The sequence below is a fragment of the Borborobacter xinjiangensis genome (assembly GCF_047739745.1).
Taxonomy (GTDB): Bacteria; Pseudomonadota; Alphaproteobacteria; order Rhizobiales; family Rhizobiaceae; genus Pseudaminobacter.
In genome coordinates this window covers 124,577-149,519 of sequence record NZ_JBLLVA010000009.1, presented here as the reverse complement: position 1 = coordinate 149,519, position 24,943 = coordinate 124,577, and the positions used below count along the sequence as shown (strand labels likewise).

Sequence of the window (24,943 nt, the reverse complement as noted above, 5' to 3'; positions counted from 1 at the left end):
GAAGCGACGCATCGCCGACCTTCCACTACGCAGCACTTTGCTGGGGTCTGCCCCCCGTGTCACTAATCGGTTCTCTCCAAGAAGCCATGCTGATTAGGGGCGGTTCATTGTACGCCCGCGTCCCTGCGCTCTAGTTCAAAGATAGAGCGGACTCATAGAGCGGCTGCAGGCGTTTTCTTGCGAAGCGCGTCTACCTGACGGGTGGGTACAGTATGCGCATGATCTGCGTAGTAGACTTCCGTCACGCGGAACCTGCCGCCAACCCTTTTACACTGGACGATCACGTCGATCGAAATTTTGAGCAGGTTGCGAATATCGTCGCGGTCGAGGTCCTGTCCGCCCTCGGACTCCTTGACCAGAAGTGTCAACTGCTCGAACGCCAGGCTCGGTGAATCCGCATGCACAGTTGTGATCGAGCCGGGGTGCCCGGAATTGATGTTTCGGATGTAGTAGAACGCAGTGCCATCCCGCAGCTCCTGCAGCAGGACCCGATCAGGCCGCATGCGCAGGCATGATTCAAGCAGATCCTTCGCGCCGAGCTTTGCCAAGCCCTGCCCGCCTTTCGAATAGAACAGGCGGACATGGTTCGGCTGCGGGATCGTGAGCTCAGGCGTGTCCTCGATGCTGATCAGCCGTTCGTCCTGCGGAATGTGCTGGATCAGGGCCTTCGAGATCGTGGTCTTGCCGGAGCCCGTGGCGCCGGAGATGATGATGTTCTTGCGGGCAAGAACCGCACCTTCGAGAAAGGCGCGATACTGTCCACTGCGGTAGCTCGCCAACAGCGGATCCTCGCGAGACTTCTGATCGGTGCTCGCAACGACATTCTCGAACAAGCCGCCCGCCTCCAGATCAGCCGTAGACAGCGAAACGGATGAGGGCTTGCGGATTGTGATGGAAACGGTGTCCCGTGTCGTCGCTGGCGGGATCACGATCTGGATGCGTTCGTCATCCGGAAGGGTGGCGGACAGAAGCGGGCGGGTCTCATCGATGCCCTGATTGGAGAAGCTTGCCACCGCCCGCGCCAGCCGCATCAGCTTGTCAAATGACAGGTCCGGTAGTTTGTGACGCTGCCAGCCGGCGGTTCCTTCTGTCAGCACTTCTCCTGGGCGATTGATGACAACCTCATAGAGGCTCTTGTCCTTCAGGAACTGATCGAGAGGGAGAAGCAATTGGCGGACGACGCTGGCATCAGAATTTTCCGTCATCCCCTGCCCTATTTCGTGACCAAATCGGATTTTGGATAGAAATCGCCCATCACGGCGCGGTCGTAGATCGTGTTACGGGGCTCGGTTACCCGTAGGCCGTAAATGCTTGAGAAATCGAGATCGCGCGCGACGAAGATCGAAACGAGCGAGCCCTGATGCTTCATCAACGTCGGGGGAATATTGATCGACTGCTCGACGGCGATTGCGGCAGCGTCCTTGCCCGCACTTGTCGTACCTTGCGCCTGCACATCGCTGCGCTGCAATTCCTGACCGGCATAGGTGGCGACATCGCCGACCACCGACAAAAGCAGAGCGCTGCCGAAGCGCTCCCACCAGTGCGTGTTGACATAGCCGTCAAAGCCAGCGCGGCCGATCGCATCGGTCGCCGGCGACACCAATGTGATGATGACACCTGTGGGTGTCTTGGCACGGTTCCAGAGCACAAACAGCCGGCTTTGGCCGCGGCGCAGGCCACCGCGATATTCGCCAACGACCTGAGTGCCTTTCTCCATCAGCACGACGCGGCCATTGTCGGAGAGAACGTCGCGGGTAATCACACAGCTTGTGAACCCCGGTTGATCCGACGACAGTGCCGTTTCAAGCGCGCAGGGGATCGAGGTCCCCATCGCGACAATGAAGTTGCGGTTGCCCAGATGTCCCGCCTTCGATCCTACCAAGACGGTTGGCTTAAGCATCCGGCTGAAGCGCTGATCCTCGTTCTCCCCCTGTCCTCCTCCGCCCAGGAGGCCATCGACCGGAAGGAAGTTCGGATCCGTCGTCGTCTCGGCCGTGTTGGAAGGCCTTGCGTTGTTGCCGGATTGTCCGCCACCAAATGCCATCACTGGCGCCCTTCTTGCCGCGTCAAGCAGCTCATCGACGGCGGGTGTCACCGCCGTCTCGACGGCCGGGGTCGGTAGCTTGATCTCCGGTACGGGCAGCACCACGGGTTCGGGTTCGGCCCGGGCCGGTTCGAACTCCGTCGTCTGGCGGATCACCCCTGATCCGGGCTGCTCGACGTCCTCTTTCGGCCCCTGCCGTATGGACCACATGGCGAAACCCATGAAGGCGACAACCGCCAGCACGACCGCCCCGCGCTTGAGCAAGGGATTGTTGTCGACTTTGCGCGCCGTTGTGGTTTGTGCGCGTTCCCCGGGGATCGTTGTTTCTGACGTGTCTGTCATGGCGGCTCCCTTACTGTCCGGCGGCCGGAACCTTGACCACCCGCTCGACCGAGGGCGAGGTAGTGTTGGTTCCAGGATCAACGCCGACTGGCGAGTAGGCCTCGTTGAAAATGCAGAGTGTGTCGGAGCCGCGCCGCAGGACGAACTTGCGGCTGATCGCGTGAACGAGCACGAGATCGCCCTGTACCGTCTTCGGCACCAGGCTTTCCGTTCCGTCGGAATTCTCGATATAGATCGCCGGCATTTCCTGATTGCCGCTGAAGGCAAAGGTCGTCACCTTGCCGTTGTCATAGACCGCCTGCGGTTCGATCGCAGCAGAGCCTTGCGCCGAATAGCGCCAATTGCGTGGGCCGTATTGCTCATGGATGCCGAGGACCTGGTCGGCATAGCCGGCCTCGGCCGCACGCTTGCGCGCTTCCTCCTCAAGGCGTCGTCGCTCAGCTTCATCGGCGGGATAACGGTACTTCACATAGAAATAGGTGTTCTGCCCGGCATCGACCGAACCGTCGCGCACGACCAGTTCCATCTGATAGCTGCGCTTGGAACCGTCTCGCCGTGTCGTCACCACGGAGATGTTGGTGGCCGGCTGGTTCTCACGGGGTTTGAGGAACAGGATGTGGCCGGCCGGCGCGACTTCCCAGGCAACGGTATTGCCGAGCGCCACATGGGCGATTTCTTCGTCAGGCGCGAATTCCACCTGGACCGACGAGCGGATCGTGCCGACGATCCGCGTGATGTTGTAGGGTTGGTAATTGACGAATCGCACGCGATTGTCCTGCTGCGCGCTCGCCGGAATCTCAAGGGCCTGAGCAGGGTGCATTGTTAGTGCCGCGACGACGACCGCCGCGAGAAGAGATCGATTTTTCAATTCAAGGCCTCCGGATCGGCCCGGTACTCGCTCACCACGAACCCAAGGGGGTTCACCAACCGGTCGCTGGAGGATATTGGGGCATTGGCATAGGAATAGGTGATCGTTGCCACCCAATGGGTTGTGCGGATATCCTCGCCGCGCGTGATTGTCCGCGTATAGCGGACTGAAACGACATTGCTGTTGATGAGCGAGATCGACTTGATCCCGATGCGGGACGTTGCGGATCGGCCATAGACGTTCTGCGGCGATTCCGGATTGCCGCCTCGATACACGGCTGCAAAGCGCTGCTGCTCAGCCGCGTTCGACATCAGCGAGGCGGTGCGGAAATTTTCCTCCGCCTCCGACCAGACATAGCCTTCGCGCGCCCGGACGTAGCGCGCGGCAAAGTATTTGGTGACTTCCTCGTCATAGCTGCCGGCAGCCGACGTCATGGCCGACACCACGTCGACGATGCCGGTCGAATTGTCGACGCGGATGACGAAGGGCTCGACCGTCTTGAGCGGCGTCAGTGCGACCACGGCGGCGACCGAGACGCAGGCCAGCACGCTGGCGACGATAGCGACGAACCAGGCGATCCGCTTCGAGCGCTCGGCCGAGACCATCCGGTCCTGGTCGAAGCGGCGCGCCTTATCGAAATAATCCTTGAGACTGTCCGTAGTCACCATGCCCCCTACCCTGCCCGGCAAGCAGCATGAGAACCGGCTTCGTCGAACCCGGCGAAGGTCGCGATCGTGACATCTGGCTCGGCTGACTGCTCGGCGAATGCCAATGCGCTCCCGTTGCTATCAGCGACCGAGGATTGCTGTTGGGTTCCCTGTGCTTTGCCAGCATCCCAATCCCACATCGAACGATTGAGCGGCCGCTTCGCATAGCCGTCGCATTTGGGCAGCGGGTAACTTAGCGTCGCGCAGCCGGAAACGGCGGCAAGCAGCCCCATCATTGTTACAACTCGAACTATATGCACCCTGGAATACCCCTCATGGTGATGGTGTCAGGCTCCTCTGCCGGTCAACCTGCGCCAACCCCAACCGATCGTTCTCGTGACGGTGCTTTGATGGGCATCCCGACCGGCCGCAAAGCCATAAGTGAGCGAGGCGCCCCCACTCGCCAGCGCCGAGGCGATGCCCGGCAGTTGGTAAAAGACGTAGAGGGAGGCCAGACCGATGGCGCCGACAGCGATCGGCCGCATAAGTACGTCGCTGTAAGCCTCGACGGTGGTGAACATTGTCGCAAAGCTGGTGACCAGCAGCGAGCCGACCGCGACGACCAGAACCTGCAGAATGACGAAGTTGGCGAGCTGCCCGATCCATGCCTCGGTGAAGCGCCGCGTCGACTGGAACATGGCCAGCGCGATGAAGATCGGGCCGATCGCGAGAATGATTGCAAGCGCAACGCGTGCGTAGAGCGACACGACGTATCCGATCGAGGCGACAATGAACGTCACAACGATCACCACGAGACCCGCAAACCCGGTCAGCGGATCGACCGGCCAGGACGCCTGCGCCCAGATATCGTTGGCGGACTTCTGACCCTTGTCGAGCAGGCTGTCGAAGGTCGTGGCGCTTGGGGCGCCGCCGGTGTTCAGAGCCTCCGAGACTTCCCGCGGCAGCGTCTCGAAGAAGATGTTGGTCACATAGGTCTGGTATTCGCCGGCATTCCTGACCAGCATCAGGATGATGGCGAGCTTTATCGCCCGGAAGGCGAACTCCATGATCGGTTCCTGGACCGATCCGCGCAGAATCAGAAATCCGTACAGGATCACGTAGAGCGTCAGCGCCGCCGTCAACGGCCCCGTCACCCACGCGCTGATCCCGCTCGTACCGGAACTGATGAAGTTCTGGAGCGGCGTCGTGAACTGGCGATCGAGAAAGTCGAAGACGGTGTACATGGCGCTATCCCCCCAGCGCCCTGTTCATGCGCTCGAGCCGGGCCTTGCCCTCTGCCTCTTCGGCATTGCGGCAATTGGGCGTCTGCCCCAGCTCGCCGGGGTTCTCGCGGCATTTTCCGATATGATCAGCGCGCAGGTTCTCGTCGGCGAGAAACTCGCTGACGGTGATGACCGAAGCCGGCGGCGGTTCCGAACACGCCGCCAGCAATGCCATCATGACGAGAGCCGCGATACGCTTCATTGCGACAGCGCCGTGTTCATCGTATCGATCCGCTTGCGCCAGTCTTCCGCCTTGCGCTGATCCTCGACCTGGGCCTGCGCCTGCTGGACCATCTGCAGTCCCTGCATGCGCAAGAGATCGGTTTGCAGGAAGGCGCTTTCGGCCTGAATGCGGGCCTGGAGATCGGCGATATCCTTGGCGTCGCTGGCCGAGGATATCTGCTGGCGCAACTGATCGATCCCGTCGATGCGCTTTGTGGCAGCATCGTAAATCTGCTGGCCAAGGCTCATCTGGCCGGCATTGCGGTTCTGGACGCGCGCCAGTTCCTGAGCGTAAAAATCATTAGCCGAGGACTGATAGGTCGAATTGCTTGCGAGGAACTTCGATGCGGAATCGCCGAACACACCCGAACCGTTGCCGCTGAGCAGGCTTTCTATTGCCGCAAAGTCCTGCGGCAAGGCCTTGCGGATTTCCGGCCGGTTCAGAAGCGAGGCGACATCGGCCATATTCGTCAGCTTGTTGAGCGATCCGAACAATTGCTCCGCTTGCGTGATCTGCTGATTGAGCGCATCGAGCTGCGACTTGAGCTGAGTGATGCTCTCGATGTGCTTCAGGATCGCGGTTTGGTCGATTACGGGAATCCCTTGCGCGCCGGCGCCGCTGGCCGACAGGGCAAGGATGGCGACGGCGGCCATCAACGAATCGCGCATACGCATCAGCCTGCACTCCTTTGCTGCTGGAAGAGGGGAAGCCATGCTTCCGGATCGTCGCCGGTCTCTGCCCGGATCGTGTCGGCAAGTTCGACATTGGCGGTGCGCCCGGACAGCACGGCGAGTTCGTCATCGAAGCCGCCGAGATTGAGTTCGGCGACGACGCTGTTGTGGCCCTGCTTGACGATGAAGCGGCGGCTCTCATTGGAGAGCTCGCGGGCGATCAGCTCATATTCCCGCTCGGTGAGTTTGAAGCCGTCGACATAGTCGGCGCGACTGCCGCGCGAGTTTGGCATGAACACCTGTGTCGGGCATTGCTCGATGATGGTGTGCGCGATCGGCGAATTGATCGCGTCGCGCGGACTTTGCGTGGCGAACAGCATGAGCCCATTCTGCTTGCGGATCGTCTTGAGCTTGTTTTGGGCCAGATCGCGAAACCCCTCGTCGGCAAGCGCCTTCCAGAACTCATCGATGACGATGATGATGCGGCGGCCGTCGATCAACTGCTCAACGCGGTGGAAGAGATAGGCCATCAGCGGCGTGCGGATTTCCTCATTGTCGAGGAAGTCGGTCATGTCATAGCCGACGAACTTGCCACCGACACCAAAGTCGCCGAGGCCAACGTCCTCGATGACGTTGTCGAACACCCAACCGAGCGGCCCTCCCCTCTCCCAGCGGCGCAGCCGCGAGGCAATCCCCTCAGGATCGGTATTGTTGAGGAAGGTCCGCAGCGCGCCGATCGTGCGCCGCTCCACCGGCAAGTCGGCGAGCCCATCGATGGCATTGGCGATGTCGCGGGTCTCCGCGACGGAGAGTTCGCGGGTTTTCGAGCCGACGAGCTTTGTCACCCATTGCGCCAGGAAGACCTTGTTCTCTGGCGTCAGTTCCATGCCCTTAAGCGGAGCGCAGCCGGTCGGCCGACCATTCTTGAGCGGCAGATAGGTTCCGCCGGCCGCGCGTACAAAGAGGTCTGCGCCGCGATCCTTGTCAAAAAAGACGATATGGGCGTCGAATTTCTCGCCCTGCGACAGGATGAAGTTGAGAAGCACCGTCTTGCCCGAGCCGGACGGCCCGCCGATGAAGGTGTTGCCGAGATCGCCATAGTGCAGGTTGAAGTAGAGCGGTGATCCCGACGCCGTCTTCAGCATGGCGACTGCCGGTCCCCATTCGTTACCGTCGCGCTGTCCGACCGGATAGGAATGAAAAGGTGAAAAGGCCGCGAAATTCTTCGAGGTGATCGCGCCGGAGCGGACGCGATAGCGGAAGTTGCCGGGAAGCTGCGCCCACCAGGCCGCTTCCAGCCCGAGGTCCTCGCGGGCGACGACGGCGCCGCCATTGGTCAGATGGGTCCGGCTCTTGGCCAGATTGTCCGTCAGTTCCTTCACCGAGTCGGCGAAGACCGTGAGGGTCAGGTGATGATCGCCCAGCACGAACCGGTTGGATTCCAGATCGTCCAGCGCATCGTCGAGTTCCTCAAGCTGCGATCCGGCCTTGTCGCCGGCGCTGACCATCTGGTTCTGTTTGCGACCCATCACGGTCTTCGCGTCGGACTTCGACAGGAAGGAGAAGCTCTGGGTCAGGATCAGCTCATAGGGGACGGTCAGCAATCCATCAAACATTCCAGGCCGTGTACGGGCTGGATATTCCTTGAAGCCGAACATGCCGGCATAGCGGCTCGATCCTTCGTGGCGGATCTCGACCGTCTCGCGGCCTACAATAGCCCGATCGGAATAAATTGCGGATGAAACACGGCCCTCGGTCAGCGGCACTGGCTCACGGCGGCCGCCCACCAGTTGGTGCAGCATTTCGCTCGGCTCAGAGAAGATCAGCCCCTCGCGTTCCTGCAGGGCGAGCACGCGCGGGCCGAACCGCTTCAGGCCGGCTGCAACGTCGACGATGGCGTCGTCGAGATGCTTGAGGGCATCCTCATTAAGCTCGATCCCACGCCGCCGCGCCCTACGCAGTTTCGACAGGAACGCCGCCACACGCTCGGCCGGATCCCTGCCCGGGTGCCAGACGAGGCTGAGATAGAGATCGTTGCGGAACAAGTCCTCGCCGATCATCCGGTTGCGGTATTTGTCGTTCAGCGTTCGCGAGAAAGCGTTGGAGAATTCGCCATCGGGGTACTCGTTGTCGCGGCGCCGGATGATATGCGTCCACAGCGCCAGCCGCTCATCGGCGATGTTGCGGTAAAGCGTGTTTAGATCGCGATGGAGCGCGTTGAGGTCGAGCGTGTCAGCTGTCTCGAAGGACACGCCTTCGAGCGCGATCACCACCATCAAGGCACGGGAATCGAGCGCGATCACCCGTTCATCGATGTGGCGAACGTACGGGATGAAGGTCTCGGGTTCGAGCTCGCGGCTCCTGACGGTCGCGGTACTAGGCAAAGCCGAGGTCCCTTTCGTCATAGCGCCGGACGACCTTCAACGGGGTGAGGCTCGATCCGCCCCAGAATCCGCTGTTACGCGTTCTTCCGCGTGTCTCGATCCAGCCGAGCAGCACGCGGAACATGTTGTGGTCGTGCTTGACGATGGCCTTGAAGATGACGTGGAACACCAAGCCAACAAGGGCGTAGGCCACCGATCCCGCGACGATGAAGAGGATCGTCGTGAAGATCATATTGATCCCCATCGCCTCCATCGTCACGCCGCCGATCATCGCCGGCCTGGTGCAGGCGAGAAACAGCGTGTCTTCCTCAAGGGTAATCCGCTCGGACACGCATTAGCCTCCTGAGATCATGTTGACGATCTCGGTCGCGCCGAAGATGATTCCGATGCCGAGCACGACAAAGGCCGCCTTGCGCAGGTCGAGATAACCGAACATCCATGCGATGCCGACGATGATCACGGCGATGATGGCCAGCAGTCTCGCGACATTGCCGGTGAGCATGTTGACGATATTCTGCAGCACGCTTTCGATGCCGCCCGCTTGCGCGAAGCTCGGCTCAACCAAGGTCAGTGAAAATACCGCCGCCATCGTCGCGGTCGTCGCGAACGGCCTTATGCGAGCCGATAGGTTCATGGGCTCATTACTCCTTTTGCTCGTTGGAAAAGACGAGGACGGAGGATTGCCGCCCCGCGTTGTAGACATCCCATCGCGGCACTGAGGCCTGCGACCGCTGCTGGTCCTTTTCGGCCGGACCGCTCTCGACTGTGGCGGCAGAAGGCTCCCCTGCCCTTTCGCGCGCCGGCAGCGCCTGGGTCTCGACGATCTCGATGCTTTCGAGTTGGTCGGACAGTCGCGCGCGCTCGGCCAGCACCTTTTTGTCGTAGCCCACCATTTCGCCGACGGAGGCATCACCATTGCCGAAATAGCTCCGCAGCATGACGGCTTCCGCCTGTCCCGTCGTCGCGCCGCCTTGGAGGGCTACGCGGTAGTAACCCTCAAGCAGCGCTGCGCTGGCCTTGATATTCAGGCAGAAATCGAATGTGTCGCTGACCGAGATTCCCAGCCGTCCCAGATCGCCGGAATTGATCCCACCAAGTCCCAGGTCGATATCGTGGCCCTCCGCGATCAGCATCGTCGCGGTCTCGATTGCCTCGGCTCTGGTTTTGGGCTGCTCGGTGAGCGGATGATCTGTGTTGATGCGGATCGCAAATGGCTGGAATCCGCTCTCGACGCTCACGACAGCGGCGATTGTTTCCGTGGCGACCTGCGGCGCACAATTTTGGGCAAGATCGAGAAACGCCACTGGCATTGGTTAGAACCACACGCGCTGGCGGCCCGCGCCGTCGATGGTGACGTCGACATATCTCGGCTGTTCGCGCACATGGGGACGTTGGGTAACCAGTGCCTTGCAGACCCGCTTGCCGTCTTCGAAATGCCAGTGGCCCGTGGCTCCTCCATTGTCACGATAGCTGCACATGGCGCTGCTAACGACTTTGGGCTCGGTGGAGACGCAGCCGACTTCATTCCGGCGATCTCCCGAGCGGGTGACCAGCCGGAACCCTGCATCGCAATAGTACGGTTCGTAACGGGGCATCGTCGCAGAGAAGCCAACGCCGCTGCAAATCGGGAAGGATCGGCCTTTCGCCAGATGCGACCACAGCCGCTCAATCGGCGGGCGGCACTCGGCGTACTGCGTTGCGCCGCCGGGATTTGAGAGGCATAGGAGAACCTGGCAACCCCAGTCATCTGCCCGCGCAATGGAGGACGAAAAGGTGTACAATGGAACGCAGAGTAAAAAGGCAGAAAGTGCCCGAATGACCGCATTTTTCATGCCAATACTCCCGTCGGTCGCTCCATTGGCCAGCCGTCCGTGAGGCTAAACCACCTTGTCATACTACACGATAACGAATAGATAAAGAGATGCCAAGCCCATTAAACCAACGCTGGCACAACACGGTTTTCGCGACCTTGGCCACGCATGAGATCATGTCAAAGCCCCTGCCCGACGAGACGCCCAATTCGCGTCTTCGTCAGCTTGGCATGATGAATCTTCTCTATACCTTGCAGAAGGCTGACACGGCTCTGACGATCACGAATGTCACGGAAGTGACTGGAATGACAAGGAAGGCTGCGCAGGAAGCTATTGATCCGCTGGTCGTGCGCGGGCTTTTGAAGGAGTCCTGGGGCCGGACCTCGATCGGCCGCGGCAAGGCCCGCCAGTATGAGATCGCTCCGGAAATCTTCGAAAAACTTCAGGGTGTTTACGGCGCCTGATCGACACTGCGGCATCGTCCGCTGTCGAAAAAGCCTTCCATTACATGGCAAAAACGCACAGTATTGATTGCGCCTAAAGGCGCAAGCATACTTCGCGATGCGACTCACCTGCTCTCACGGCAGACTGATTCGTTTCGCGTAGACAAACCGTGTGATGGAGAAGCTATACGGCAAAAACGGAACCGTCGCGGAACGCTTCCAGGACCGGTTCTGTGACTTTGATCGCTATCTGGTACTGATTGTCAGCGCTATTGGCACTGTCCAAATGGCTGCAACGGGGTGGTTTCCTGCCTGGCGGCTTCTGTCCGGCCAAGCTGGGAAAGCGGTCGTTCAGTTACCGCCGCACTTCGGCGGCAACGCGCCCTCATTCCGGTCTTTCTCGGGTTGAGTTTGCGCGTTGCTCAAAACTGCCATTTGTCACCTACTCTCGGTTCTCAAACTATATCGTACGGAAGCTTATTGGTTCGGGCCTCGTAGGGCCCGCCGTTCATCTACTATCGCTCCGGCCAATGGTATGGCACGAGCGCTTTATCTCCCCGCCATTCGGTTACGATTGCGTCTTCGAACCAGTCATCGGTGAGATGGGCATGATCGAGAACTATCAGTTGGAAGGCAGGGCTGATCTGCTGGCTCGCGTGAGCCATCAACTTGAACAAGGCTTTCACAGCTGCTCGATCGGCATCCTTTTCAATCTGCTCGAGTCCGCCTTCCGCGATATCCGGCGGATAGTACGCTTGTGTAGGCTGATCGAAAATGAGAAAGCCAGGCACGGGACGGTCCCGTTCGCGTAGCCACCAGTGGATCGCGAGGTGGCTGAGCACGTGATAGCCCACCCAGTTTTCGCCACTTCCCATACGGTTGAGCGGGATCGGTCCATCGACAGTATTAGCAACCACCGTGAGCTTCTTGACGTCCAATCGCAACGAGCTGCCACTATGTTCCAGATCGAGCAGCTCGGAATAGTCCGTCATCTTCTGGCTGATGAAGCTCAGGATCGTCTGCAATCGCGATTCTATATCGTCACTGTTGATGCGGGAACGGACAGCAGCAATCAGGCCCTTGACCTGCTCGATCTCCACTGAAAGCTCCATGTCATCCCGATCCGGCGCCATCGATTCAAGAAATTCCGCAAGCCGACCAAGAAAGCGGCCGCGCGAGACGATTAGATCCTGACGGGCCTTCGCAGCCTCATCATCGAGAACAGCGCGCTGCAGTTCCCTCTGAACCAGCTTCAGATTGTCAGTCGCTTCGACAATCTTGCTTTCGAGATCCACAATATGCCTTTGGATATGGGGATTGTCGCGATAGAGGCCATCAAGCTGGATGCTGACCCGCCGCAACGAGTCCCGGACCTGCGTAACGCGTGGAATGGGGGACTCCAGATGTGAATCGCAGAAGGGGCATTGTTCCGGCGATTCAATGTCGTTCTTGAAAAGCTCGATGCTCTTCAGGCGGGATCGCTGTTCGTTGACCTCGCGGGAATATTCGGTCTGGTCGGAGAAGAATGCGCGAGCGGCTCGAACGTCCTGATTGAGGTCTCCCAGACGTCCCTGTAATGTACTCTGCTCATCGCGGAGGCGAGCAATGGTCTCGCCAAAATCGGATATGAGGTCAGGTTGATCGATAGCGCTCTCCCCGATCCTTGCAAGAAAGGCGAAAACACTGTCGTCCACTGCCTGATAGTCTTGGCGGATTAGCCCGACCTTCTTTCCCTCGTTGAGAATTCTCGTCAAACGTGACCGGCTGACGTCGACTGCCTGCACATGCTTGGCCTGTTGAGCTTCCAGAAGCCGCAGCTTCTTTTGCAGTTCATCCAACTCCCCGAAATGTCGGAAGTGATCCTCATCGACGGCACCAAGGAAGTAAGGAAGGGTGTCCTTCATTGCTTGAGGCAGGAACTGCTCGTTCATCCGGTGGAAGAGCTGGTCCTGGCTGGCGATGGTGTTCTGTTTCTGGAAGCAAAGGAAAAGCGCGTGCCCGATATCAGCTTCCAGTGGCGGGCGTGTGCCTGAAGTCGGTCGGTGCTCGTTCTCCTGGATCCCCGCAAAGCGCGTCACGAATTCCTTAAGGCTTTCCTCGGTGGTGTTTTTTGTGATCTCTTCGAGGGAGGGATAAGTGAGGTCCCTACCGCGGCGGAAAAACACCTTGGAGCCCGTGCTGGCACCCGGGCCTGGATTATCACGAGCGATGAATACCTCGTCCTCGTCCTTTGCAATGTGCAGACTGAACCATGACACCTTCTTGCGGATCGTTCCCTCGGCGACATTGTAGCTGCCGCGACCAAGGCAGTAGTCGACAATATCAATGATCGCCGATTTTCCGGTCTTGGATTTGCCCGTGATGATATTCAGGCCGGTTTCACGAAACGGCAAGATCTGCTGTTCACCCGCGTGGCTGTAGACGACGATTGCCTTGATGATGAAACTCATGGGCGTACTCCCAACGCCGCTGCCACTGATGTCTCAGATCCAGATTTTGCAAGCCATCTACCCATGAACTTCGATCTATCTATGATTTCTTTGGTTTCCGTAGTGGTGTCGTCCAAGAACGACTTTGGAAAGGTTGCACGGTGCTTTCCGGGTCGAAGGTTGCCCGCTTCATTGATGATGACCGTCTTTGTCGCCAGCCCGAACAGCACGGCCTCCTTCAAATAGGGCGTCAGATTCTGAGCTCTCGACGCAAATCCGATAAGGAGATCCTCGTTATCCTGCACCCAGGCATAGAGTGACGTGACCGTCGAATAAGGCAGCCGCTCCCGGCTGCTTCGATGCAAGACAGTCGATAGCGCGATAACCAGCAGGAAGAGCGAAGTCCCATCGCGGCCGTCCTTGATGAAGTCGCGCAGAAATTCGTGCGAAAGCGCACAGAGAAAGGAGGGGCCAAAGAGATTTGCTTCCTCAGGAGGGCGCCGGGCCCAGATATCAAGCCGCGGCATCATCAGTTCCGACCGAAAGATGATCTATGTAATTCGGATGCCATCCCACCTTCACCCGGTCAGCCAATCCATGGAATGATCCCGCAGTGATCCACGTCTCGATCACATTGCGGAATTCGATCTGCTGCTGGCTTGCCCAATAAAAGACTTTTCGCCCCATTGCGTTCTTCGAAGCATCATCGGCCGTATGGGCTTCGCCACACTCTTCCTCGAATTTGCGCTCCCAGGAATCCTGGAGCTTTGCCTCATATCGCGCGACGTCGCCATCGAGGAGCAGGTTTTCTCTCGCCCATTTTGATCGCTGCGTGTTCGACCGATAGAAGTCCTGAATTCCACGTTTTATCGCCGTCTCCGACAGCTGGATTAGACGCATCTGCTTGACGTAGGTCTCGTCTTCGTCCTCGATCGAGTAGGGCCGCTCACCGAACTCGCTGGGATCGCTCACAGGAAGGCCGACCGGTCCGTACAGTGCGGCGAACTCCTGTGCCTTGATTGCTATGTGCTGGACCGGAATATCGGATGTCTCGAAGCCAACGAGGCGTTTCGCAACTGCGCCAAACCACCAGCCTTCGAGCGATTGCGCGACTTTGTCGGCGGAACTGGCCGACAGGATGCGAAGCTCGCCTTCGACCTCGTCGAGAACATTGTGCAGATCTGGCGCGCCATCCAGCACGGTAATTGTAGCGAGCAATACGTCGGCTTCTTCGTCGGTTAAGGCTAGGAAGTCGCTACGGCCCGCCTCCGATGTCTTATTGGTTGATGCACGCGCGGCCGTCACCAGCCGCTCCCTTGCTATTTGACGCTCCGCAGGTCCGCAGCCGGCGCGTAGCATGGCGAGGCCTCCATCGTCAGGTGCCGTCGCGGTCGTAATCAGAAACCGTCGTGTATCGGCATTCGAGAAGAAGCCTGCCTTTAGTTGTGAAATCCAGATGCGAAGGGTTTTCCAGACATCGACACTGTTATCGGTGACGTCCTTCGGACCTATATGATGCTTGGCCTGGACGACGCAATGCGCCAAATCTTGTTCATGGAACGCTATGTCGTCGAATTTCTCAATCGAGATATGACAATTCGGTTTGACCTTCATTTCTCGGATCGCAAGAAGCAAAGCCAACCTGCACTGAAAAAGATATCCAGCCAGGGATCCGGATGCGTTGTATTGATTAGATACTTGCAAAGGAATTCACCCAGAGTTGTTGTCATGCCGTCGGATACATACTGGAGCAATCAATCTCCAAAGTGTCAAATTTAATCGGCTTTCTGTCCGCTTGTAATGGTGTCCGTCCCAGTAGCAGTCGATCGGCAATCGGCCCCGCTGCAGCCGGCTCCATTCCGTTATTCTCTGGGCCAATCAAGGCCGAGGAGCTGCGCGGCTGCGATCTGGTCAAGATCAAGACAAGGGATCTGGTAACCGGTCCAGAGATACGAAAGCGGGCGATGGTCATTCAACAAAAGACAGGCCGCCCCGTCAGTTCGAACTGACCAGCGATGTGCGTACCAGCCTGATGGCGTGGCTGGAAAGGGGCGGCAGCACCGTGGATGATCATGCGTTCCCAAGAGCCGTAGTACCACTCGCCGATCAAGCGCTGATGAGCCATTGGGCTCGTGAGGCCCCGCCTCGCTGGGCGTAATCCAACCCGTAGATCATAAGATCGGCAAGATGTGCATTCACCGCACCTTTGGATATTCCAGGCTGAACGCCGAAGACTTCGAAGGTCAGTCCTGTCGGTGGTGCCTCCTCTAATGTCCGCTTCAAGATCTGGAGGTCGCCGATCACAAACCGGGAAGGATTGCGATGGCGTCCTACATGTGTGCGATGCTCGATGTGCTGGACAAGCACCGCGGCATCGCAGTAGGTGATTGATTTCAGCATCTGCCCCGAGACTTCGTAGACGTCGTTGACGCGTCCGCCGGACGGGGCACCGCCGGCACCTTTGCAGTGATATAGCCTGACCATGACGGTGCCATCCTGGTTTCGCACCACGGCGATGTAGTCCGCCGCTTCACCGCTTCGGTGGTCATAGAGCAGCGCAATGGTGTTGGGCACGGCTATCAGGTGTCGCTCAAGCCATCGATGGACGCTCAACCTCCCGTCCGGTTGATCTGGTCCGAACTCCAAATCGATCTTGCAATTGTCCCAGCCCAGAGCGTCTGCGTCGCCGTCGCGCAGCTGGCTCACGACTGCTGTTGCAGCTGCAATCAAGTTCACGCCGACGAAGGAGGACTTGTCGGCCGCGTAGAAAACCGGCGGGTGCTCGGACAGCCATGACGCTAAGTCCGACCATTCGTCATAGCCAGTATGGATCTCGACATCCTTCGTGCCAACTTTCGTGAACAGCGCACCACCATCGATACCAAAGCGGAAGCTCTCGTTGAAAATGTCGGAGACGATGTCGAAGGTCATGACGGAGCGTGTGACGTCCACTTGCCAATTGGCCAGTTCGAGGTCTGTTATGTTGCCATAGGACCACGGCTCGCCCGCTCGGTTTCTCCATCGAATCCGTGGAGCAAGCCGGTAGGCCTGTTTGTGCCAGCCAGCGGCGATGATCCGCTCGGGAAGCTGTCGAAGGGTGCGGGCGTGCTGAATAATATCTAGTTGCGAGGCCGAAATGCCTCCCCCACCACCAAGTCTGCCGTTGAGCTCGGTGATCCACTCAATGTATTCCGCGACTGTCAGGCGTTGATTGGACCAGATGCGCGAACTGCTGCTGGCGCCGATCGTCTCGCGGACGTCGTCATTGCTGACACCGCTGCCGAAGAAGTGGCCTTGGGAATAAGCTCGGGCGTCGCCGCTCGTTATCGCGCGCTCCGCAGCCGGACCTGTCATCACCCGGTAAGACTCAGCCTGAGAATTGACCGCCGTGTTTCTCAGACCGACGTTGTAGAACCGGAGGCTGTTCAGCCCGCTCAACGCACGGCGCGTTCGCTCATAGCTAATGGGCCGATGCTGGTCTGGCAGCGTGGTCTGGATGAGGTCCTGATAGATGCGCGCGGTCCGGCGGGTGGAGCCGATGAAGCACAGACGCGAGGCCTCGTTGTAGGCCAAGAGGAATGCATCATGGCGCACGTTGACCAGAACGTCAGATGTCGCCCAACTCGGCGGTGAGTTATCGACAGTGAGGAGAAGGGATATCAGCCCATCTTCAGATGACCATTGCTTCGCCAACCTCAGATGGCGACCTATGGTATCTCCGAAGCGCGAGAAGTCCGGTTGCGCGTGGCAATCGAAAATCTGCGCGTGTGCGTAAAGTTCTAACAGGAGCGGCGTCACGGAATCGTAGTCTGAATCCGCCTGCTTGCTGATCTTGAGCAGGTCCAAGACCTCCCGATCCGCCTCAGCATCCGCGATCTGCGATCGAGCGACGTCGTCGATCAACTCAGCGACGTCTATTCCTTCCTTGAATAGCCGCAGTGACGCCGCCTTGAGTCGCGAAAGTGGTGCCACCAGCGTAGCATCGCCGGTAGCCGCATCGTTTGTCCGTGCGAAGCGGCCGATGAACTGCAATGTAGGCACCAAGGATCGATGGGGCGCGTGGAGAGCAGCGATCTTTAGCTTGGGAAAGTCATAGCCCTCGCCGAACATGTCGACGCAGACTACGCCGTCGATCTCCCCTGCGAGCAGTTCTGCCTCGGCCGCGTCCTGCGCGCGCTTGGAAGCGTGGCTGTCGATGGTCCTGACGCGGGCGCCGGCCTCGGCATAGACCGCAACCAGCTTCCGCGCTGAAGCAATCGTCGCCGCTCGGGCAAAAATGCGATGGTCAAAGCCATTTGCCTGGTCAGCGCGGAGCCGTGTGACCGCAGTTCGAGCAACCGAACGATCGATCTCCTCGTCATCGTTTTCATTCCGCACTGGCGCGGGCGTAAACGTCACCCGCCCGAATGCTAACTCCTTGGCGGCCTTCAAAACCGGGTAATAGTAAGCCATCCTTCCCGGGATTACCTTTCGATCGCGGCGGAACGGCGTGGCGGTGAGGAAGACAAACTTCGCGTCTGGGTAGTGCGCGAGGAAGGCCACCCACGTTTCTGCAGGGGCATGATGAGCTTCATCGAAGATGATGACATCGAAAAGATCCGGCGGTGTCTGTGGCGCGATGGCCGGTGATAGGCTCTGAGGCGTCGAGATCACTACGTCCTGTTCCGCAAGCTTCGACCACTCCGCCGCATCTGCAGGTGCACCCTTCTGACCGTGGACCTTGGGGTTTGGCGTTGCCTCGTCGATGACCCGGAGCCGCCGCAGGACGGAAAGTTCTTTGAAATGGCCGGTGGTCTGCCGCCGCAGGGCGTCGGATGGCTCGACGACTAGGAGCCGCCGTGCCCTCAACAAAAAAGGCAACGCCATGAGGAGAGCCGTTTTTCCGTAGCCAGTGGGCAAGGAAAGAATCGCCGGTTCGTCGTAGACCGAGAAATGCGCCAGCGAAGAATGCAAGGCGCCCAACTGTCCAGGACGAAAACCCGTATTGGGTGCACCTATCAGGTTCAGTGCGAGATCATTGTCTATGAAGTATGGCATCGAGTCCCCCCGCCGCATTGGACTAGATTCCATTTGATCTCGCAAGTATCGCCCTTTAAGCCGAAGACGGTGCCTTCACGAACGACCGCTTTCGGGGCGCGACAATAGGTTGCAGAACGCGGATACGCGGTCGGGAGCCGTCGACACCGGACCGACAGCGCTTTCCTCGACGGATCGCTGTCCCGCGGCAAGAATGTCGGCAGACTGTACGTTCGGTCGAGAGGCCGGCCCCAGTCACCGGGAGACCGGAAAGAAGTTGGGGGTGTCAGGTGGCGATGGGGACGGAATTTCGTTCGGGAGAACCGGTTTATTGCTGTAGGTTTAGAGAGGCCGGTGTATCGCTCCAACCTACCGTTCAGATGTGCGGTTCGAACATTGAGCAGGAACTGGGCGCCGTTTCGCGACCAATGCATCTGTCTCTTCTTGCGCATACGTTGATTGATCGGTTGGTTCGCGGTCGATTCCTCATGGGCAGTCAGTCCGCTAAGGATCCGCTATTGCGATAGACGTAGCCTCGGAATTCCAGGAAGCGTTTATAGAGATCGTCGGTTCTGGCTGTGTTTTGCCCGGCTGCCTCAGCTTCGAGACGATGAGATAGGATAAGGCGTGCCAGTCGGGATATCGGGCATGCCGGGATCGACCGTGGTGCTACAGGTTCCATCGAACGCTGCGCGAGGCGCGGCCATATCGCCTGAATCGAGTCTCAGCATCGAGATCACCAAGTCCGAGGGGGTGATAGACAGCCTTCCACATCCAGGAGATACGGCGATTGAGATGAAACCAGTCCAATCGGTGTTCCATGGTGCCGCTCAACCAGTCCCCGGCCATGCGTTGCATCGCGTCTTCGCCATCCGACAGGACTGTGAGCTTCGTAGCGGGCCCGCGCCCAGCTCGGCGCAGTGCTGATCGAATGCGTTCCCGGGCAAGACCGTCGAGATCGCGGACTGCGGCGAAAAACTCGCCATTGCAATCCGGCACTTCGATCCGGCCCAGAACGACCTCAAAATGCCGTCTCTGCCTTTGCGTTCGGGTCGCAGCGATATACCCGAGCGCGCTCCACTTCCAGCGATCAGTCCGAATTTGACACCCCAGGCTCTCGTATTCGGCCGAGGAGCCGCCCGCTGCACCCTTCCGGCAAGAACAAGGTGATGTGGCCCTCCCGCTGCATCCGACATTCACGCGGCACGCAAACGCGTCATGCTCTGAACCGGTCGTGCGCCGTCTGCCGAACGGTCGGCGGTTCCACGCCTCGTCCCAGCGATAAATCTCGGTGCGCAGATACGCAGTTCGTCCCCGTACAGGTCTTCATCGACCTCGATCCACCAGGCCTTCGGCCGACCATCACTGCGTCAGACCGACGATATCCCCTCCCCTTCAGGTGATCCTTCATGTCGAAAGGCGCGTTTTCGGCGAAAATGTGAATCCTGCAGTGGGCGCTTGAGTGCAGCAGTTCGGCAAAGGAAGCGCACCGCCCTCGCCCGTCGGTTTCGCCAGCATTTCAAGAAGCGCTGGCAATCGTTGGTGGCACGATGTCCTTCGTGGAACAGGCCGGACTGTCCAACAAGATAGCCAGGTTTGTTGCCCTCAAAGCCCAGATCGGCCCAACGAACTTTGGTGACCGAGCATGCCCATGCGTTGGGAACGAAGGCCGGCGAAAGTTTTTCACAAAACGGCCGATCAAATCCGGCATTGTGGGCAATGATAAGGTCGGCCGGTTCGATCAGCGCGTCGAAGGCGGCGATCTCAGCCCCGGCGACCATCTCATCGGTGTTGCAGGCCAGAGGCGAAGGCCGATTGCTCCGGCCTTCTCATGGATACCGGGCTGCGGATGGCAGCCTAGGAAGTTGGAGACGGAGGGGCTAGGGGCTGGAAGTGGTGGAGACGTTGGTTCTAGCCTTGCCAGGCAGCGGAGGTTTGAAGGGCGGCTATCTGGTTGCCCTTCTTCTATCTACCCGGTGCCCTGCTCAACGTTGGCGTTTCCTCGCCCAACGCCTCGGCGATCTCTGCAGGCAGTTGCCTGACGGCCGTCATGGCCTTCTCACGCCATGACGGGCCGCGGCCGCAGAGTTCCTGCCACAAGTCCTTGAGTTCGCCCGGCCGCTGGACTGACAGCACCGTGATCAATGCCCGCGCCTGGTCGAGGTCCTTGCGGGATTTCGCGGCGCTTCTCGGATCCTCCATGCGGCGCATCTGGCTGACGATCAGTTTGTGCAGCGCGTATCGGGTCGGATCGGGGACGTTGATGGGGATTCCGGCACCGTGCAAGGCAACACCGTTGACCTCCTGATACAGCAGGTAGTCCAAGTACCTAAGGAACTGAGCACCCGTTCGCAACGCAGGCAAGTTTCCGGTTTTCTCCCGATCCGGGCCGCGCATCGGACTGAGGACGTCCACGGAGAAGCGCTCGTCTCCACCCACACGCAGCGCGTATCGAAGGGTTTGGCGGGTGTCCATGGGACTCGAGATCGCCTCGAATCTCTTGTCGACGTTCTTCAGCACGGACTCGAGGTCGGGATCGATCTCGTCCTCGACGGCGATGGCAATAGACTGGAACTGACCGATATCCAGATCACCGGTTCGGCTCAAAGTGGCAGGCATGTGGACCCCAAGCATCCCAGGATAAGTCTGGAACGCTACCGAACCGACTACGGCTGCTCTCAGCCGGAAGACGCCTGCCTCGGCCATGGCCGCCATAATGTCGCCGGACATCGCGTCAGGCACGGGAAGTCGAGCAGCTCGAAGGGCCCTCACCATATCCCGGCGCTGACGCAGGTTTTCGACGTTATCCTGCATTTCCTGGAGGCGGCCTCGCGTTTCCTCGCTATCGGGACCGATGTATTTGGCGGAAGGCCGTTTGCCGTCAGTGGCCGTGGGCGGCTGCCAGTACCAGTAGAGGCGGCCTTTCACCTCGCGCGAGTAGGCGGAACCGCCCTGCGACGTCAGAGCGGAGATGTTGCCCGTCCACGCACGATGTACGAGATCGGCGTAAATCGTCTGGATGGCGATAGGGAGTTCTTCGTATTTGGCCATGACTGGTCTCGTTGTAGGCAATTTGAGAGTCCTGCCTGCAACCCTATCATGGTGCATCATTGTAGGCAATTGAGCGAAAATGCCTACAAGAACGTAATCTAGGAAATTTGCAGAAGACTTATACGCAAAAAAGCCCGGGCGTCCGGGCGTGACACCCTGAGGGCTTCCCACTCAATTGCCTAGAAAAAGGGAGGACCAAACCTCCCTTACGCGGCTTCCCGCTTTTTCGCAGCACGCAGCCTGGCATTCACCTCGGCGTTGAAGAGCGTATTGGTGATCATACGATGAGATCAGGCTCCCAGCTGACACGCGCCACCAAAATGTCGCCGACGGGTGCCGGACCACCCATCCAATTGATCGATTTCGTCTTCAAGGTCGTCAGCAGCGGGCGAAGAAAACCCAGCCGGAACAAGGTTTCCGGCTAGGGGCACGATCGTGCCCTCATAGGAAATTGGAAGAGCCTGAAAGGTTGCGACGAACATCGATTCCTGACAATTAGGATGACAGGAAATTGTTCCTGTCGGCGGCGAACTGGTTAGTCGGCCGAATAATTGAAGGTGCCACACAGTCCGGGGCTGTTGATGTCCTCCGGTTCTTTCGATCCCTCGAAGACGGCTACGCCGAGCAGCGACACCCCGAAAGACAAGGATTCGTGGAAGACCAGATATCTTGCTGCCTTACCGCAAAGAGTGTTGCGGTTGAGAAGAGTGCCGGGATCCTTATCCAACTTAAAGACCTCAGCCGTCACCCTCTTGCCGTCGACATCATCCCATTGTCGCCATGACGCGCCAACGGACGTCAACTGGGCCTTTTTCCCGGTGCCGAAGGTGATGGTCATCTTGCTTCCTGGGGTGGCGAACTGCTTGTTGCCGGACAGCCGGATTGCGCCCGTGATAGATTCCGCCGTGCGGCTGTAAGGCTCGAATTTCCGGGCGTCCTGCCATACATGGTGTTCGATAGCCGATTGCGCGAGGATCGGTCCTGTTGCGATCGACGCAGCAATGGCAAGGGCTAGCGGGTATTTGTACTGCCGGGTCATCGTTTTCAATCCACCCTCGTATTCATTGCGTAGTGAAAGATTGTAGCCCAGAAAGGTCGTGAGAACCGGAATCCTTGGGCGAAGGGCCGATGATCAAGAAAGTCTTTCTGGATGCCAATGTCATCGTCCGTGCTGGTCGGCCACCAGGCGGTCCGATTATGGAGCGGGTTGCAGACCTTGTAAAAGCCGATCTCGTTTCGATGGTGAATACAAATTTGACCATGGCCGAAATCGCAAAGAAACACGCAGAAAATGACTTCAACGTCATAAAGGATGTCGGTCGGCCGCATTTCCGAAGGCTCATCCAGGAAACATTGCATGTAGAGTTGCCGGAAATCAGCAAAGAAAAACTTCGAGATGATCTCCACCTCAAATACCGCAGACAAACAGAGGACATGTTTTCGAGCTGAGAGCCAAGGTGTTGTGGATCGATGACGTCAAACGCTCGGCGACTGGGAGCTGATAGCTAGCGACGTTGAAGATGCCTACGTCAAACAAGGCTGGGTCGAGCTGGAGACCCTGCATTCCTTCAGCGTCTTCGGTCAAATTGGAGAGGAACGGTCAATTTTGGTTGTAGCAACGGCCGATATGAAAGTCGGCGTAAGCTACACGCACCCGGACTGGGATACAGCGACCTATGACAGTGAAGACAAAGCCTTGATCCCCGTGATGGAAGACATCAGCGGTGAAACCGAAGTCCGGATTGATGTCAACTTTTCAATGACGATCGCTGTCGATGAAGACGGTCAGCCTGCCGAGATCGAAAGCGTCACTTTCCGTAATGATCGATTTATATACATCGATCTGAACGAGGACGGCTATCCGTACAAGTAGGGAGAGGGGGGCCTCTGGAGAGTATTGCGGTGCTCGGTGGTTCCGCCTTGACGTTCCTCAACACTTTGCTCGCAGCTGCGAATTTTGCTGTCATGATCTGGGCGGGAATTAGCCTGTACTACTTTACCGGAGGCCAAGCACCGCGGGATTTCTTCAGGATGTCATTCCCTGCATATCTGGAGGCTGCCTTGGTTGGTTCGCTTATCGTGTCGGCTCTCGGCATTTTGTGCGTCTACACGGTGTCTCCAGAGAAGGATACAGTGGCAGGCGAGGTGCTGAAGTTTGTCGTCGCGACTCCGTTCTCGATCGTGCCGATAGGGGCTTATGGTTTGGACCGTAGTCGCCTTGTTTATGTAAGCACCTAGTCGAGTTGCACACGTACAACTCGTCGCCTCGTCATCTACCTTGGCAGAGGCGACTTCAGGTCTAAGCTGGCTCACGTGAATCAGAACGAAAGTTGGGGGAGGGACTTCGAACACCTCTCCGGATCGAGTTGCACATGTACAACTCGGAACCCCTGAAGCGGCGAGATGGCGTTAACTTTCTGTTAGCACTAAAAGATTTGCCATCGATCCCCGAATCTGGCTTATTGGATCAGCGCATTTTTGCTGCCGATACCAAAAAAAGCGCAGATCTGGAGGCAAGATTTTTGGTTAACGCCACTCTTAACGAAACTGTCGCCGCCGTTACGACCCTTCGCAGCCAGATCATGACTGACGCCAATGAGCTGTCGCGTCAACTTCAAGCGCATCAGCAGCGGACATTTCCCCCGACTTCCCAGAAGACAATCCGGCTGTTCACCCCGGTCGAAGCAGCCGACTTCATTGGTATTCATGAGGGTTATCTCCGCCAGATCGTCGCCGATGGCCATGGACCGGAGCCTTTGCCAAATGGCCGGCGTCTCTATTCCGTAACCGATATCGAAGATCTGCGGCGGGTACTCGACGAGGGAGGAAAAGGGACACCGAAATATGTGCGACACCGCCGCCCCGGCGAGAAACTGCAGATCATCAGCGTTATGAATTTCAAAGGCGGCTCGGGGAAGACTACGACGTCCGCCCACCTTGCCCAATATCTGGCGCTGCGTGGATATCGCGTGTTGGCGATCGATCTCGATCCGCAGGCGTCGTTGTCGGCCTTGTTCGGGCATCAGCCCGAACTCGATGTCGGTGATGGGGAAACGATCTACGGGGCGATCCGCTACGACGAGAGCCGACGCCACATCTCGGAGATCGTCCGCGAGACCTATACGCCGGGCCTGCATTGCGTGCCGGGTAATCTCGAACTCATGGAATTCGAGCATACAACCCCGAAGGCGTTGGCCGACAGGCCAGACGGGACCTCGATGTTTTTCTCCCGAATCGGGGAGAGCCTTGCCGATATCGAGAGTGCATACGACGTCGTGATTATCGACTGCCCGCCTCAGCTCGGTTTCCTGACGCTGTCTGCGTTGTGTGCGGCAACCGCGGTTCTGATCACTGTTCACCCGCAGATGCTCGACGTCATGTCCATGAGCCAGTTCTTGACGATGACGGGCGACCTGCTTTCCGTTGTCGAGAACGCAGGCGGAAGCACCGATTACGATTGGATGCGGTATCTGGTGACCCGCTACGAGCCGAATGACGGACCGCAAAGCCAGATGGCTGGCTTCATGCGCTCAATCTTCGGTCAGCGGGTTCTCGAGCACGCGATGCTGAAATCCACCGCGATCTCCGACGCCGGACTAACCAAGCAGACACTCTACGAAGTCGAGAAATCGGCCTTTACGCGAGGCACCTACGACCGTGCCTTAGAATCCCTGACGCAGGTGAACGGCGAAATCGAATGCCTGATCCGCTCTACGTGGGGGAGGAAGTAA

Annotated in this window: 24 protein-coding genes and 1 pseudogene; 5 read left to right on the top strand and 20 right to left on the bottom strand. The window is 58.6% G+C overall.

Annotation, left to right across the window (positions count from 1 at the left end; genetic code table 11):
* Positions 1–152 precede the first annotated feature (152 nt).
* Genes virB11 through ACLKMW_RS12305 form a run of 13 tightly spaced genes read right to left on the bottom strand, consistent with a single transcriptional unit; the run spans position 153 to position 10,294 of the window.
* Positions 153–1,205 carry a P-type DNA transfer ATPase VirB11 gene (virB11, locus tag ACLKMW_RS12365; RefSeq protein ID WP_415724761.1) on the bottom strand — a complete coding sequence of 351 codons (1,053 nt, stop codon included), beginning with the start codon at positions 1,203–1,205 and terminating at the stop codon, positions 153–155.
* An 8-nt stretch (positions 1,206–1,213) separates the two neighbouring features.
* Entirely contained in the window at positions 1,214–2,386 is a 1,173-nt protein-coding gene (gene virB10, locus ACLKMW_RS12360; RefSeq protein ID WP_415724760.1) for a type IV secretion system protein VirB10, read from the bottom strand.
* 10 nt (positions 2,387–2,396) lie between these two features.
* Entirely contained in the window at positions 2,397–3,254 is an 858-nt protein-coding gene (gene virB9 / locus ACLKMW_RS12355) for a P-type conjugative transfer protein VirB9 (RefSeq protein ID WP_415724759.1), read from the bottom strand.
* Complete coding sequence (locus tag ACLKMW_RS12350; protein WP_415724758.1) at positions 3,251–3,922, bottom strand: VirB8 family type IV secretion system protein; 672 nt, start codon at positions 3,920–3,922, stop codon at positions 3,251–3,253. The genes virB9 and ACLKMW_RS12350 overlap by 4 nt, the downstream gene beginning before the upstream one ends.
* 5 nt (positions 3,923–3,927) lie before the next feature.
* Positions 3,928–4,197: a type IV secretion system protein VirB7 gene (locus ACLKMW_RS12345; RefSeq protein ID WP_415724757.1), complete on the bottom strand. Its 270-nt coding sequence runs from the start codon at positions 4,195–4,197 to the stop codon at positions 3,928–3,930.
* A gap of 51 nt (positions 4,198–4,248) precedes the next feature.
* A complete protein-coding gene (locus ACLKMW_RS12340) occupies positions 4,249–5,145 on the bottom strand; it encodes a TrbL/VirB6 family protein (RefSeq protein ID WP_415724756.1) in 897 nt (298 codons plus the stop codon).
* A 4-nt stretch (positions 5,146–5,149) separates the two neighbouring features.
* Positions 5,150–5,386: an EexN family lipoprotein gene (locus ACLKMW_RS12335; protein WP_415724755.1), complete on the bottom strand. Its 237-nt coding sequence runs from the start codon at positions 5,384–5,386 to the stop codon at positions 5,150–5,152.
* Positions 5,383–6,081, bottom strand: a complete 699-nt coding sequence (virB5, locus tag ACLKMW_RS12330; protein ID WP_415724754.1) for a P-type DNA transfer protein VirB5 — start codon at positions 6,079–6,081, stop codon at positions 5,383–5,385. The genes ACLKMW_RS12335 and virB5 overlap by 4 nt, the downstream gene beginning before the upstream one ends.
* Positions 6,081–8,462, bottom strand: a complete 2,382-nt coding sequence (locus ACLKMW_RS12325) for a VirB4 family type IV secretion/conjugal transfer ATPase (protein WP_458575172.1) — start codon at positions 8,460–8,462, stop codon at positions 6,081–6,083. Before ACLKMW_RS12325 ends, virB5 begins: the two co-directional genes overlap by 1 nt.
* On the bottom strand, positions 8,455–8,793 hold the full coding sequence (locus ACLKMW_RS12320) for a VirB3 family type IV secretion system protein (RefSeq protein WP_415724752.1): 339 nt from the start codon (positions 8,791–8,793) through the stop codon (positions 8,455–8,457). Before ACLKMW_RS12320 ends, ACLKMW_RS12325 begins: the two co-directional genes overlap by 8 nt.
* Positions 8,794–8,796: 3 nt before the next feature.
* Positions 8,797–9,096, bottom strand: coding sequence for a TrbC/VirB2 family protein (locus ACLKMW_RS12315; protein ID WP_292768146.1), 300 nt, complete (start codon positions 9,094–9,096; stop codon positions 8,797–8,799).
* A gap of 7 nt (positions 9,097–9,103) precedes the next feature.
* Positions 9,104–9,772, bottom strand: coding sequence for a lytic transglycosylase domain-containing protein (locus ACLKMW_RS12310; protein WP_415724751.1), 669 nt, complete (start codon positions 9,770–9,772; stop codon positions 9,104–9,106).
* A gap of 3 nt (positions 9,773–9,775) precedes the next feature.
* Positions 9,776–10,294, bottom strand: coding sequence for a hypothetical protein (locus ACLKMW_RS12305; RefSeq protein WP_415724750.1), 519 nt, complete (start codon positions 10,292–10,294; stop codon positions 9,776–9,778).
* 155 nt (positions 10,295–10,449) lie between these two features.
* Between ACLKMW_RS12305 and ACLKMW_RS12300 the strand changes: the two genes are divergently transcribed.
* On the top strand, positions 10,450–10,737 hold the full coding sequence (locus ACLKMW_RS12300; protein ID WP_237684365.1) for a MarR family transcriptional regulator: 288 nt from the start codon (positions 10,450–10,452) through the stop codon (positions 10,735–10,737).
* Positions 10,738–11,231: 494 nt separating this feature from the next.
* On the opposite strand, the gene ACLKMW_RS12295 is transcribed toward ACLKMW_RS12300, so the two are convergent.
* The 7 genes and pseudogenes from ACLKMW_RS12295 to ACLKMW_RS12265 form a co-directional block, all read right to left on the bottom strand.
* Positions 11,232–13,166: a DUF3732 domain-containing protein gene (locus tag ACLKMW_RS12295; RefSeq protein WP_415724749.1), complete on the bottom strand. Its 1,935-nt coding sequence runs from the start codon at positions 13,164–13,166 to the stop codon at positions 11,232–11,234.
* Complete coding sequence (locus tag ACLKMW_RS12290; protein ID WP_415724748.1) at positions 13,163–13,675, bottom strand: three component ABC system middle component; 513 nt, start codon at positions 13,673–13,675, stop codon at positions 13,163–13,165. Before ACLKMW_RS12290 ends, ACLKMW_RS12295 begins: the two co-directional genes overlap by 4 nt.
* A complete protein-coding gene (locus ACLKMW_RS12285) occupies positions 13,659–14,849 on the bottom strand; it encodes an ABC-three component system protein (protein WP_415724747.1) in 1,191 nt (396 codons plus the stop codon). Before ACLKMW_RS12285 ends, ACLKMW_RS12290 begins: the two co-directional genes overlap by 17 nt.
* A 402-nt stretch (positions 14,850–15,251) precedes the next feature.
* The gene (locus ACLKMW_RS12280) at positions 15,252–18,182 is read right to left on the bottom strand and encodes a DEAD/DEAH box helicase (RefSeq protein WP_415724746.1); all 2,931 of its coding nucleotides are present in this window, start codon (positions 18,180–18,182) and stop codon (positions 15,252–15,254) included.
* Positions 18,183–19,377: 1,195 nt separating this feature from the next.
* Positions 19,378–19,951: pseudogene (locus ACLKMW_RS12275) on the bottom strand (3'-5' exonuclease); the annotation flags it as partial.
* Positions 19,952–20,126: 175 nt separating this feature from the next.
* Positions 20,127–21,212 carry a nucleotidyltransferase family protein gene (locus tag ACLKMW_RS12270; RefSeq protein WP_415724745.1) on the bottom strand — a complete coding sequence of 362 codons (1,086 nt, stop codon included), beginning with the start codon at positions 21,210–21,212 and terminating at the stop codon, positions 20,127–20,129.
* A 535-nt stretch (positions 21,213–21,747) separates the two neighbouring features.
* A complete protein-coding gene (locus ACLKMW_RS12265) occupies positions 21,748–22,260 on the bottom strand; it encodes a hypothetical protein (RefSeq protein ID WP_415724744.1) in 513 nt (170 codons plus the stop codon).
* 80 nt (positions 22,261–22,340) lie between these two features.
* Here ACLKMW_RS12265 and ACLKMW_RS12260 point away from each other — a divergent pair, with 80 nt between their 5' ends.
* From ACLKMW_RS12260 to repA, 4 genes are all read left to right on the top strand, one after another.
* Complete coding sequence (locus ACLKMW_RS12260) at positions 22,341–22,661, top strand: hypothetical protein (protein ID WP_415724743.1); 321 nt, start codon at positions 22,341–22,343, stop codon at positions 22,659–22,661.
* Positions 22,662–22,818: 157 nt separating this feature from the next.
* On the top strand, positions 22,819–23,085 hold the full coding sequence (locus tag ACLKMW_RS12255; RefSeq protein WP_415724742.1) for a hypothetical protein: 267 nt from the start codon (positions 22,819–22,821) through the stop codon (positions 23,083–23,085).
* A gap of 47 nt (positions 23,086–23,132) precedes the next feature.
* Positions 23,133–23,450 (top strand): hypothetical protein, encoded by a 318-nt coding sequence (locus ACLKMW_RS12250; RefSeq protein WP_415724741.1) that lies wholly within the window; start codon positions 23,133–23,135, stop codon positions 23,448–23,450.
* Between the two features lie 344 nt (positions 23,451–23,794).
* The gene (gene repA / locus ACLKMW_RS12245) at positions 23,795–24,943 is read left to right on the top strand and encodes a plasmid partitioning protein RepA (protein ID WP_415724778.1); all 1,149 of its coding nucleotides are present in this window, start codon (positions 23,795–23,797) and stop codon (positions 24,941–24,943) included.